The organism is Paraburkholderia sp. RL17-383-BIF-A (genome assembly GCF_046028015.1).
Classification (GTDB): domain Bacteria; phylum Pseudomonadota; class Gammaproteobacteria; order Burkholderiales; family Burkholderiaceae; genus Paraburkholderia.
Genome location: NZ_JARESR010000055.1, coordinates 1 through 12,357 on the forward strand (window position 1 = coordinate 1; position 12,357 = coordinate 12,357).

Below are 12,357 nucleotides of genomic sequence, written 5' to 3' on the forward strand. Positions count from 1 at the left end.
TGAGTTAGGAATGTGGCTCACCAACTGGGAGCTGGGCAATGAGCCGGTTGCGCCGCCTGCTAATCTCACTGGACTCCAGACAGATGCCCAGCCCTTCGTGCCAAGCATGTGCGTTGAGTGCTACATGCCGTGGAAAGCCGAGCCGGTGGGGAAACTTTTTGGTAGTGAGCTGAGCGCAATAGTTCCAGCATGGGGCGAGACAACGGAACTGATGCTGAGTGATCAAACCCAAGTTCCTTATCCTGTCCTCGTACCCGATGTGACCAGCTCAGCTAAAAGATCGACGCTCTACAGCGCGCTCTTTGGGGCTGGTGGTGGTGATGGCGGAATGGTTAAATGTGGCAGCAGTGGGGATAACGAGTGGCGTGAGACATACTGCCATGCCAAATATGAGGTGGAGCTGCAGCGGTGCGATAACTTCGCTTACGTTATGGGCGGCGAAAGAGGGAAAGCGCTTTGCAAGCAGAATGCGTGGAACGATTATCAAGAGTGCCGGGGGTATTAAATGACTGAATTTCTGCCGTGTTCAATAGTGGTGACGTACGACGAGAATCGCCAACAGTTGATCTTGCAGTGCGTCATGCCTGAAAGGCTGTCTTCAGCTTTGAAGGGGGCAAGTGAAATACCTGTTTTACTGGACGAGTTCAACTTCAGGATTGATGACGAATTCGTGCGCAGATTCGGCGGCGGGATCGTCAAACTTTTGTCAATGGGCCAACCTGATCTCAAACAGTACATGACGTTCACGGAAAGCCCGTTAGACAAGCTTTCAGAAGATTGATAGCGCTTCGAAGGGACATCGGTGGCGTCACCTTGGCGTCACCGGCTGTTGTGTGACGTAATAGCGAGGTGGTCGGGCTGACTTGTGGCTCGGAATGCAGTTCGACTACGATTTCTGGCAGGCACGCAAGCATGTGCTGAAGGCAGTTAGAAGCGCCCCCGCAGCAGCGGCAGCGTGAACCTGGCAGAAATCATGGGAGTGTGATTTATGGCGTTGAGTTGCCGGCCAGGCATCAGCGCCCGTTTCTTATCGCGGATGGGCTTTACCGGTACCTGAAAGAGCATCGGGGCGAGGAACCTGTGGAGAGGGTTCTTCATCCTGAGCGCAAGCGCAAGTTATGCAATGAACTGCGTATGCGGCGTAAGGGCGTCGTACGAAGGGTGCTGGTTCAATAACATGCCGTGCTTGAAGACGCGTGCTGCCGTGCGCCCTTGCTGGTCACGAACGACGGGCAGCGCTGGGAGCTGTAGCCCCTATCATCGCGCGTCGCGGGGAATGTTCCTGAGGTTCCCCATCGTGTGTGCACCGCAGCGTGCACAACCAACCCGTCAGCTTTCGGCTTCAACAAGCGGCTTCTCGAAAAGGCCCCGGTATCGCCGTTGGCTTGAATGGTTTGCAAAACACATGTCTTCTTTGTCGGCCCTATCCCATTGAGGGGAAACGTCGGGGAACGACGTTTGGCGGTCTGTGGGGGATGCTCGATGTTCCCTCACATCGCCCGCAAAGGCTTATGGCATGAGGTTCAACGCCGTGGGGAGAGACTTATCCACGGACTTGTGCCCAAAAAGTGGGGATAACTTCCTGACCATCCGTACGGAATCCTAGGTTTATCTACTCGGCAATCCCCGCGGTCGGCGCGCTCGCCGCTGATGCCGAAGCCGCCGCCGCCGAAGCCCCACCCACCCCCGTCTCAACCGGCGGATTCCCCATGGCCTGGAACAACGCCGCGGTGTCCGTCAGCCGCGCGCTCGTATAGCGGATCTCGTCGAGCTGCGCGTTGCGAAACTGCTGCTCGCTCGAGCGGGTCGACGCAACAGGCAGCGCGCCTAGCCGGTAGCGTCCGGAGGTTTCATCGAAGATGCCTTGCGCCGAGCGCGCCGCAATATTCGCGGCATCCAGCGCTTGCGAGTCGTGTTCGAGCGCGGCCAACGTGTCGGCGACGTTCTGGAACGCGGCCAGCACCGTTTGCTTGTACTGCGAGACCGTGGCGTCGTAGGTATCGACCGCCGCACGTCGTTGCGCGAACAGGGCGCCGCCATGAAACAGCGGCTGCGACAGCGACGCTCCGATGCTCCAGATCGCGCCCGCGCCCGAGAGCGCGACCGGCCAGCTAAAACCGCCTTGTCCCATCGACGCGCTCAACGACAGACTCGGGAACATCTGCGCCGTGGCGACCCCGACGTCGGCCGCCGCGGCCTTCAGCGCGGCGTCGGCAGCCTGAATGTCGGGCCGCGAGCGCAGCAGCTCCGAAGGCACCACCACCGGTACCTGCTCAGGCACATGCAATTGCGCAAGCTCGAGATCGTCCGGCGCCGCATCAGGCGTTCGTCCGAGCAGCACCGCCAATGCGTGGCGCGTGCTCAGCCATTGTTGCTTCAAACCCGGCAAGCTCGCCGACAGACTCGCCGCGCTCTGTTGCGCGCTCAACTGATCGGCATGCGAGACGGCACCCAGCACGTACCGCCGCTGCGTGTCGCGCGCCTGATCGTTGGCGATCGTCACGAGCCGTTCGGTCGTCTCGATCTGAGCATGCAGCGCGGCGCTGGTGATCGCGGCCGTCACGATATTGGCGGCCAGCGCGCGGCGCGCGGCGTCGAACTGATAGGCCTGAACGTTGACGCGCGCGGCGAGCGCGGCATCGGCGAGACGCGCGGCGCCGAACAGGTCGAAGGTGTAATGCGCCTGCAATTGACCGACGAAGACGTTGTACAGAAACGTGTTGGGTCCGATCTCGGGGATCGCCAGCGCGCGATTGCGGGTCGCCTGGCCGCCGGCGTCGATGGTCGGCAGCATCGAGCTGCCGATCTGCGCGCGCAACTGCTCGCGCGCGGCGGCGAGGCTTTTGTCGGTCGCGGCGAGCGTCGGACTGTTGCGCAGGCCTTCGTCGACCAAAGCGTTGAGCGCGTCCGATTGATAAAGCTTCCACCATTCGGGCACCGGCTTTGCGCCGACCACGAACTGCTGCGTGACGCCTTGCGCGGGCACGGTTTGCGTCGGCTGCGCTGCGGCCCCGTAGTGCGCCGGCTGCGGCATCGCGGGCGGCTCGCCGCTCGGCCCGAACGAGCAGGCGGCGAGCGCGCATGCCACGCCAGTGAGCGCGGCGAGGCGCGAATATCGGAAGAACGTGGGCGTGGTCATACTCAATTCCCCGTATGCGTCGTGCCGGACGCGGACGGCGTCTGCGGCTCGCGTTCATCGGCACGCACGCGGAACGACGTGGCGTACAGCGCGGGCAGATAGAACAGCGTGAGGATGGTCGCGCTCGTAATGCCGCCCATCAGCGCGGTTGCCATCGGGCCGAAGAAGTTCGAGCGCAACAATGGAATCAACGCGAGCACGGCGGCGGCGGCAGTCAGCGTGATCGGACGGAAACGCCGCACGGTCGCGCCGACGATCGCATCGAACCGCTTATGCCCGGAGGCGATGTCCTGCTCGATCTGATCGACCAGAATCACCGAGTTGCGCATGATGATGCCGAACATCGCGATCACGCCGAGCATGGCGACAAAGCCGAACGGCTGGCCGAACAGCAGCAGCGTGAGCACCACGCCGATCAGCCCGAGCGGCGCGGTCAGCACGACCATCAGCACGCGTGCGAAGCTTTGCAACTGGATCATCAGCAGCGTGAGCACGGCGATGATCATGATCGGCATCTGCGCATTGATCGACGTCTGGCCCTTGCCGCTTTCCTCGACCGAGCCGCCGATTTCGATCCGGTAGCCCACCGGCAGGCTGCCGCGAATCTGGCCCAGCGCTTTGTCGACGGCATGCGTGACGTCGATACCTTGCGCGCCCGGCGCGACGTCGGATTGCACGGTGATGGTCGGCTGACGGTCGCGCTCCCAGATCACGCCGTATTCGAGATCGTTGCGCAAATGGCCGAGCGTGCCGAGCGGCACGGGACCGTTCGGCGTAGGCATGGCCAGCGTGACGAGTTGCGCGGGATCGACGCGCTCCGCCTTGGGCGCGCGCAGATCGACGCTGATCAGCTTGTCGCGTTCGCGGTACTGCGTGACGGTGTAGCCGGAGAGCGTCATCGCGAGGAAGCTCGAAATGTCTTCGGAGCTCACGCCGAGTTCGCGCGCTTTTTTCTGATCGACTTCGAAGCGCACCGAGCGCTCGGCGGGTTCGTCCCAATCGAACTGCACGTTGCGTGTGCCGTGGTCCGCACGCAGCGTCGCGGCCACGCGCTCGGCGATCGAGCGCACCGTGGCGATGTCGTCGCCGCTTACGCGGAACTGCACCGGATAGCCGACGGGCGGTCCATTCTCGAGCCGCGACAGGCGCGTGCGAATGGCCGGAAAATGGTCGCGCAATTCAGGTTCGAGCCATTGCGCAAGCTTTTCGCGATCCTTTACCGACTTCGCCGTGATCACGAATTGCGCGAAATTGGGTTGCGGCAATTGCTGATCGAGCGGCAAATAGAAACGCGGCGCGCCGGTGCCGACGAAGTCGACCGTATGATCGATTTCCGGGCGGCCCACTAGCGCTTTTTCGAGCCGCGTGGCCTCACGCAATGTGGCTTCGAATGAGGCGCCTTCGGGCAGGCGCACATCCACCAGCAACTCGGGGCGGTCCGAACTCGGGAAGAACTGCTGCGGCACCAGCGTGAAACCCGCCATGGCCAGCACGAATAGTACGACTGTGATCGCCAGCACGACGAAGCGCCGCTCGATGCACCAGCCGATCCAGCCGCGCAGGCGCCGGTAGAAGCGCGTGTCGTAGATGTCGTGCTCGTGATCGTCGGGCAGATGTGTCTCGTGCGCCTCGCGTTTGCGCTCGGGCAACAGGTGATAGCCGAGCAGCGGAATCAGTACCACCGCCGCAAGCCACGAGGCGATCAGCGCGATCGCCGACACTTCGAAGATCGAACGCGTGTATTCGCCGGTGCTCGACTTCGCCAACGCGATCGGCAGGAAACCGGAGACGGTGACGAGCGTGCCGGTCAGCATCGGAAACGCGGTGCTGGTGTACGCATAGGCTGCCGCGCGCGTGCGGTTCCAGCCTTGCTCCAGCTTCACCGACATCATTTCGACGGCGATGATCGCGTCGTCGACGAGCAGTCCCAACGCAAGCACGAGCGTGCCGAGCGACACCTTGTGCAGGCCGATATCGAACAGGTACATGCACAGCGCGGTGACGGCGAGCACCACGGGAATCGAGATCACGACCACCATGCCGGTGCGCACGCCGAGCGACACCAGGCTCACCACCAGCACGATCGCCACGGCTTCGGCGACGGCTTCGAGAAAGTCGTCGACCGAATGCGCGACCGCGTTCGGCATGCTCGACACTTCGACCAGTTGCAAGCCGGCGGGCAGCGCGCGGCGCAACTGGACCATCTGCTGATCGAGCGCCTTGCCGAGGCGGATCACGTCGCCGCCCGGCTGCATGGTCACACCGATGCCGAGCACGGCCTTGCCGCCGGAGCGCATTTGCGTGACGACGGGGTCGTCGTAGCCGCGTTTGATCGTGGCGATATCGCCGAGACGGAACGAGCGGTTGTTGATGCGAATCAGCGTGTCGGCGAGAGCGTTGACGTCCTTGAACTGGCCGGTGGGACGCACGAATACGCGGTCATCGGTGGTGGTCAGCGTGCCGGCTTGCGAGACGCTGTTCTGCGAATTGATGGCCTGGCCGAGTTGTTGCGGCGAGATGCCCAGACGCGTGAGCTGCGTATTGGCGATCTCGATATAGATGTGTTGATCGGGATCGCCGAAATAATCGACCTTGCCGACGCCCGGCACGCGCAGCAGCACCGTGCGCAGCTGGTCCGCGTAGTCGTGCAGTTGCGCGGCGGAAAAGCCGTCGCCTTCGAGCGTGTAGATGTTGGTATAGACGTCGCCGAATTCGTCGTTGAAAAACGGGCCTTGAATGCCTTGCGGCAGCGTGGCCGCAATGTCGCCGACTTTCTTGCGCACCTGATACCAGGTTTCGGGCACGTCCTTGACTGGCGCCGAGTCTTTCATCGAGAAGAACATCAGCGATTCGCCGGGGCGCGAGTAGCTGCGCACGAAGTCGATCGCGGGCGTCTCCTGCAATTTTCGGCCGATGCGGTCCGTGACCTGTTCCTGCACCTGGCGCGCGGTCGCGCCGGGCCAGAAGGTGCGGATCACCATCACGCGGAACGTGAAGGGCGGGTCTTCGGATTGCGCGAGCCGCGTATAGGCGAGGATGCCGAAAGCGGTGGCGAGCGCGATCAGGAAAACGACCAGCGCCTGGTGGCGCAGCGCCCATGCGGACAGGTTGAAGCGTCCCTCTTCAGGCGTGGTGCTCATGAAGCGAAGTCCTCGGGATGCAGCGGCGCGATCGCACGGACCTTCTCGCCGGCGGTCACCGTATGCACGCCTTGCAGCACGACGCGCTCGCCCTCCTTGATGCCCTGGCTGATCACCACGGTGCGCTCGTTGTAGCGCGTGACCGTTACTCGGCGCAGTTCCAGCGCGTTGTCCGCGGCGCGCACGATCCACACGGCGGGCTGCGTGCCGTCGTGGAACAACGCGGTGGCGGGCACCGTAAACGAGCCGTTCTGATTGGCCGAAGTGTTCGCCGACGCGGCGAGTTCGATATCCGCGGTCATGCCCAGACGCACATCCGGGCCGGGGTTCTCGAGCGTGAGTTTGGCGCGATAGGTGCGGCTTTGCGGATCGGCGGCGGGCGAGAGTTCGCGCACGCGCGCGGCGAACTTGCGTCCCGGCAGCGCGGCAAGCGTGACGTTGGCGGTTTGCCCGACGGAGAGCGCGGCGAGCGCGCTTTCCGGCACGTCGCACACCACGTCGATGTCGCCGCTCCAGGCGAGGTTGTAGACGGCCTGGCCCGCCGAGACGTTCTGACCGGTGTCGGCCTGCTCGGCGGTAATCACGCCGGCGTGATCGGCGGCGAGCGTGGTGTATTGCAACTGGTCTTTCGACAACGCCGCCTGCTGCGCGGCCTGATCGCGCTGCGCGACGGCGGATGCGTATGCGTTCGTGGTCTGTTCGAGCTGGGCAGGCGCAATCAGGTTCTCTTTCGCCTGCGCCTGATCGCGATCGAGTTGCTGCTTCGCATACACAAGACTGTGCTCTGCGGCGGCAAGCTGCGCCTGCGCGCTGGCAGCGTTCTTTTGCTGGTCGGCCGGATCGAGCCGGGCGACGATCTGCCCGTTCTTCACCACATCGCCGAGGCGCACGCGCCGTTCGACGATCTTGCCGCCGACGCGAAACGACAGCGGCGTCGAGTAACGGGCCTGCACTTCGCCGGGTAACGAGGCTGCCTGCGTCTCGCTGCCGTCCGCATGCACGGCGACAGCGACCACCGGACGCGGCTCGGGCGCGGCGGCTTCTTTCTTCGAACACGCGGCCAGCGTGACGACGCCGGCAAGAACCAGAACGAATGCTGCGTGGCGCGGGCTTACGGGACGGCCACGCCGACGCGACTGCGGGCGCATCGCGGGCGATGCGGGAAAACCGGGACGCTTCACAATTACCCCAACTGGAGACAGCGAACGAACACGGCAAGCCGCAGCGGCCCGCCAGCGAAGACGCGTGGGCCATTATGCAATTGGCATGCGCATCTGACTTCGAATGACGGTTTGCATTCTAATACACACCTGTATTTGAATGTTGGAGTGAATTCGGATTCTTTTCAGTGCTAGACTGGCGGCCATGAAACGGCAACGACTGACACGCGAGCAGAGCAAAGACCAGACGCGCGAGCGATTGCTCGACGCTGCGCAAGCCATTTTTATGAAGAAGGGTTTCGTTGCGGCGAGTGTCGAAGACATCGCGGCGGCGGCGGGTTATACGCGCGGGGCGTTCTATTCGAACTTCCGCAGCAAGAGCGAGTTGTTTCTCGAACTACTGCGGCGCGACCACGAAGTCATGCAGGCGGGGTTGCAGGCGATCTTCGCGGACGCGGCATCGCGTGAAGAAATGGAAGCACGCGTGCTGCGCTACTACAGCAATCTGCATCGCGAGAACAAGTGTTTCCTGCTGTGGGTCGAGGCGAAGTTGCTCGCGGTGCGAGACGGCCGTTTCCGGATTCGCTTTAACGCTTTCATGCACGAGAAGCTCGAGCAGTTGAGCGCGTATATCCGGGAGTTTTCGGCGCGTGTGGGCACGCCGATGCTGATGCCGCCGGAGACGCTGGCGATCGGCTTGATGGGTTTGTGCGACGGTGTGCAGTTTTTCTACACGGTCGACCCGCAGAACGTGCCGGCGGAGATGGCTGAAACGGTGCTGGCGGGTTTTTTTGCGCGCGTGGTGTTCGGGCGCGAACCGTAAGACGTAAAGCCGTAAAGCGCGGCGTCAGTCTGCCGGCAACTGCGCGCAAGCGTCGGCAACCGGCGTTGCGCAGACGAACGAATACTGCCCGCTATAGCGCAGAACCTCTTCGCCCACATGCAGCACCACCTTGATGTCCGGGCAACGTTCATACGCGATGAAAGCGGAACACGCCGCAGCGGACCAGCAGACCAATGAGAACGCGATTTTTTCGAACAGCTGAAAACGATGTGTCATAGCAATTAACGATTGATTTCCCTTTCGGGGGCTATGATACCAGCATCCTAGGGTTTATACCTACTCCAAATCCGTAATAAACCTTGCAAGAAACCGCCCGGAGTTGACGCGAGCGCTCTCGCAAACCTGTCCGGAATGTCATGTTCAGGTCAGGGTTGGGACATGATCGGGTCGATACAATCGGATCGTTGGGCAAACCCGCGCGCGCCTTGCCGCGCGGGTAGACACAGGCGTGAGGGTTGCGCCGGCCCGGCTTTACCGCGGCAGGAGTCGTCCCATGAACCAATTGCAGTCGATGCGCGTTTTCGTCAGAGTGGCCGACCTCGGTAGTTTCGTCCGTGCGGCTGGCGCGCTGGATCTTTCCACGGCGGTTGTCACGCGTCACGTCGCCGATCTGGAAGCGCGCCTCGGCACCCGCCTGCTCAATCGCACCACGCGCCGCCTCTCGCTGACCGAATCCGGCACGACTTACCTGGAGCGCGTGCGGCACATTCTCGACGACCTCGAAGGCGTGGAGCAGATGGTGGTGGCGCGCAATCACGAGCCGGTCGGCACTTTGCGCATCGTCGCGCCGGTGGTGTTCGGGCTGCATAGCCTCGCACCGGTGGTGCAGTCCTATGCCGCGCGCTATCCCGACGTCGTGCCCGATGTCACGCTCGCGGATCGCCACGTCGATCTGGTGGAGGAGGGCTTCGATGTCGGCATTCTCGTCACGCGGTACATGCGCAGCGCGAGTATCGTCACGCGGCGTCTGACCACCGGCTATATGACCGTCTGCGCGACGCCCGCGTATCTGGCGCAGCACGGCACGCCGACGCGGCCCGAGCATCTGCTCACGCATCCGTGTTTGAGCCGGCCGTCCGAGCAGGGCGGCGAAGAACGCGTCTTTACCGGGCCGGACGGCGAAGTCCGCGTGCGCCCCACGAATGCGATCGTTGCGAACAATACGGAAATGCTCCGGCAGTTCGCGCTGCTGGGCATGGGCGTGGCGATCCTGCCGAACTATCTGATCGGCCGCGATCTGGCGTCCGGGCGGCTCGTGCCGCTGCTCGCCAACTACCGTTTGCCGCAGATCGAAATCACGATCGCCTATCCGAGCCGCCTGCATTTGCCGGCGAAGGTGCGGACTTTCATCGACCATCTCGTCGAGCATTTCCAGCAGCAGGACCAGCACGCGCGCGATCCGCGCACCGTGACGCCGGCGCGTTCGGTGGCGGGGGCCGCGGAGGTGATGACGGACATGGGCGATTTTCTGGAGCCGGAATCGTCCGCCGATGCAGCGCATCCTATGCCCAAGGCCGCGCGCTCGCGGATTGCGGCGTCATCGCCGTTTTGATGTCGAGCGCGAGGGGCGTTGGCGTTCGAGGCGGCCCGCCAAGGTTGCCGACGAGGACATGCGCGTGCCGCGCAGACGATTCGTCGCATTCAAGTCGCTCGGCCGCCAGAGCCATGGCGAACGACGAGATTGCCTAAATCCACACGTCGTTCGCCGCGGTCCGTTCGCTGACTTCCTCGCCAGTATTCTTCACGCCGCGCGGCTCGATTAGCAGCAGCTTGACTTCGCGCTCGGCGTACGGCTTGTGCTCGGTGCCCTTCGGCACCACGAACATTTCCCCGGCGGAAATCAGCACGAAACCATCGCGCATGTCGATGCGCAGTTGCCCGTCGAGCACGATGAAGGTCTCATCGGTGTCGGCGTGCTCGTGCCAGATGAAATCCCCTTCGATTCGCACCAGCTTGAACTGATAGTCGTTCATTTCGCCGACCACGCGCGCCTGCCACTGGTCGTTGAAAAGCGCCAGTTTTTCCGTGAAATTGATGGCCTGATACGGCCGTTGAATGACTTGAGCGTCGGACATCGTCGTGCTCCTCCTGAGCGGTTATGTCAGGCTGGAAGCGTACGGCGTAACGGGCAGGCGGGTCTTGAACGTTTGTGCGCGCGGCCGTTCGGCGCCGCGCGATCAGGTATGCAGCCACTCGACGGCTCGACGGCTCGACGGCTCAACGGCTCAACGGCTCAACGGCTCAACGGCTCAACGGCTCAACGACTCAACGACTCAACGACTCAACGCGCGCCGGCGAGCCGACCATCTTCAGCCATTGCGCGGGCGCGACGCCCCATGCGTGCTTGAAATGCCGCGTCATGTGACTCTGATCGGCAAAGCCGCTTGCGGCGGAGGCGTCGGCTAGCGACACGCCTTTGAGCACCAGTTGCCGCACGAGATCGAGACGCCGCATGGTCAGATAGCGATGCGGACTGGTGCCGAACAGCGCGCGAAAATCCCGCGATAGACTCCAGCGGTCTCGACCCGCCGCGGCGGCAAGTTCGTCGAGCGTGACCGCGCGATCGAGCGACGCAAGCAGGTAATCGCGTGCCAGGGTCGCCGCGCGGTAATCCACCGACCGGGGCGCGTCCGGCGCGCCGGCCACCGCGGCGAGGGCGACGGCCAGATCGTGGAGCGCGCTGTCCTGTTCGAGCGGGTCGATGGCGCTATCCATCGCCTGCAACAGGCTCTCGGTGGCGGCAAAGAGGCGCGGATCGTTCGACAGGCCACCTTCCAGAAACGGCAGCGGCCTGCCGCCGAGCGCCTGCTGGAACAACGCCGGATCGACATAGACCATGCGGTAGTGGAAGCCGTCGCCGGTGCCGGCCTGGCCGTCGTGCGGTTCGTCGGGATGCAGCACCATCGTGCCGCCCGGCAGGCTGTTACGGATGCTGCCGCGATAGCGAAAACTCTGAACGCCGGCCAGCGTGCGGCCGATCGCATAGGTATCGTGCCGGTGCATCGCGTAGCCGGCCTGATGAAAGAAAGCCTCGATCCGCTCGATGCCGTTTGCACCGGCCGTCTGCGGCGAGCGGTAGATCCAGTCGGATTCGCGTTTCAGGCCAGGCGCGAGCCAGAGGGACGGCGGGCGGGAACGAGGCTGCGACGAACCCGACTCCTCGCTCATGCCCCGAGTCCCGGGCTGTAATTGCCGCTGATCAGGCGCGTGACCGAGTTCACGTCGACATAGTCCTGCTCCGGCAAGCCGTCGAGCATCGAGAGCACCTCGTTGCTCGCGCCGGCTTCGCGCGCGGCGTCCACGAGTGCGTCTTTGTTGGTTGGAAACTGGACGGCGCCCAGAATATCGGTGATCTGGAGGTCAATCGATTCGCCGGGAATAGCCGATGCGGTCATGCAAACGCTCCTCGTAAGACGGTTGGGCGTGGCGCTTGCCGCTGGTTGAAAGCGCGCGGCTGACGTAACGCAATGGATGCCGGCCCGCGCATGCCGGTGCTGTAGCACATGCGCGCCCTCGACCGCATTGCGGCCGTGAACGCCAGGCAGTGTAAAGCATGCAGCGCCGCGCACGTCTCTATGTGACAGGTCGCGTCAGGTCTGCAAGTGCTCGTTCTGCCCAGTAAAGCTCCGGTCGAGATGTCGCGATTTGGGCAGCGCGATATGTTCCCAATGTTGCGGACGATTGCTGTCCGCGGCGGCGACATCCGGCGCCGCGGGGGCAACGGGTGCGGCGTTGGCGCGTTCGGCAAGACTATTGGCGGTCATGCTGTCCGGCGCGGTATGAACCGGCGCGGCAAAACAAGAGGCTGACAGCGTCACCATGGTCAACAGCGTCGAGGTTTTCATCACCCGACCTCCTAAGCTCATGCGGCGCTGACAATGGAGCAAGCGCTGTGCCGTCCCCGCGTCGAAAGGACGGCCCATGCTAAACGTGACCTTGCGCGCTAATCCATGCTGAATGGCGGATTTTGCAGCGCACGCACGTTCACGACAAAGCGGTATTGCCGATTCCAGATGATGGCAGAAACGCGGCGACTTCGCAGCAGCGCCGTCGCGAACGCTCATGCGCTGGACA

Annotated in this window: 11 protein-coding genes and 1 pseudogene; 4 read left to right on the plus strand and 8 right to left on the minus strand. The window is 63.3% G+C overall.

Translation table 11 applies throughout. The annotated features are described in order from the left end of the window. A pseudogene (locus tag P0D71_RS34705) lies at positions 1-505 on the plus strand (DUF6531 domain-containing protein); the annotation flags it as partial. Beyond that, a complete protein-coding gene (locus P0D71_RS34710; protein ID WP_408483767.1) occupies positions 506-781 on the plus strand; it encodes a hypothetical protein in 276 nt (91 codons plus the stop codon). Positions 782-1,612: 831 nt separating this feature from the next. Here the strand turns inward: P0D71_RS34710 and P0D71_RS34715 are convergent. The 3 genes from P0D71_RS34715 to P0D71_RS34725 are packed head-to-tail and all read right to left on the minus strand — an operon-like array spanning position 1,613 to position 7,427. Next, on the minus strand, positions 1,613-3,139 hold the full coding sequence (locus tag P0D71_RS34715; protein ID WP_408483768.1) for an efflux transporter outer membrane subunit: 1,527 nt from the start codon (positions 3,137-3,139) through the stop codon (positions 1,613-1,615). 2 nt (positions 3,140-3,141) lie between these two features. Continuing rightward, a complete protein-coding gene (locus tag P0D71_RS34720; protein ID WP_091793694.1) occupies positions 3,142-6,279 on the minus strand; it encodes an efflux RND transporter permease subunit in 3,138 nt (1,045 codons plus the stop codon). Beyond that, positions 6,276-7,427, minus strand: coding sequence for an efflux RND transporter periplasmic adaptor subunit (locus P0D71_RS34725; RefSeq protein ID WP_408483769.1), 1,152 nt, complete (start codon positions 7,425-7,427; stop codon positions 6,276-6,278). Before P0D71_RS34725 ends, P0D71_RS34720 begins: the two co-directional genes overlap by 4 nt. A 217-nt stretch (positions 7,428-7,644) precedes the next feature. Between P0D71_RS34725 and P0D71_RS34730 the strand changes: the two genes are divergently transcribed. Then, positions 7,645-8,262: a TetR/AcrR family transcriptional regulator gene (locus tag P0D71_RS34730; RefSeq protein WP_408298221.1), complete on the plus strand. Its 618-nt coding sequence runs from the start codon at positions 7,645-7,647 to the stop codon at positions 8,260-8,262. 24 nt (positions 8,263-8,286) lie between these two features. Here P0D71_RS34730 and P0D71_RS34735 read toward each other — a convergent pair whose 3' ends face one another. Beyond that, the gene (locus P0D71_RS34735) at positions 8,287-8,499 is read right to left on the minus strand and encodes a hypothetical protein (RefSeq protein ID WP_091793701.1); all 213 of its coding nucleotides are present in this window, start codon (positions 8,497-8,499) and stop codon (positions 8,287-8,289) included. Positions 8,500-8,776: 277 nt separating this feature from the next. Here P0D71_RS34735 and gvmR point away from each other — a divergent pair, with 277 nt between their 5' ends. Then, the gene (gene gvmR, locus P0D71_RS34740) at positions 8,777-9,835 is read left to right on the plus strand and encodes a transcriptional regulator GvmR (RefSeq protein ID WP_408483770.1); all 1,059 of its coding nucleotides are present in this window, start codon (positions 8,777-8,779) and stop codon (positions 9,833-9,835) included. Positions 9,836-9,968: 133 nt separating this feature from the next. On the opposite strand, the gene P0D71_RS34745 is transcribed toward gvmR, so the two are convergent. The 4 genes from P0D71_RS34745 to P0D71_RS34760 form a co-directional block, all read right to left on the minus strand. Next, complete coding sequence (locus tag P0D71_RS34745) at positions 9,969-10,358, minus strand: cupin domain-containing protein (protein WP_408483771.1); 390 nt, start codon at positions 10,356-10,358, stop codon at positions 9,969-9,971. 190 nt (positions 10,359-10,548) lie between these two features. Then, entirely contained in the window at positions 10,549-11,451 is a 903-nt protein-coding gene (locus P0D71_RS34750) for an AraC family transcriptional regulator (protein WP_218157113.1), read from the minus strand. Next, complete coding sequence (locus P0D71_RS34755; protein WP_091793707.1) at positions 11,448-11,678, minus strand: DUF2795 domain-containing protein; 231 nt, start codon at positions 11,676-11,678, stop codon at positions 11,448-11,450. Before P0D71_RS34755 ends, P0D71_RS34750 begins: the two co-directional genes overlap by 4 nt. Before the next feature lie 195 nt (positions 11,679-11,873). Continuing rightward, positions 11,874-12,128, minus strand: coding sequence for a hypothetical protein (locus tag P0D71_RS34760; protein WP_091793709.1), 255 nt, complete (start codon positions 12,126-12,128; stop codon positions 11,874-11,876). Positions 12,129-12,357 lie beyond the last annotated feature (229 nt).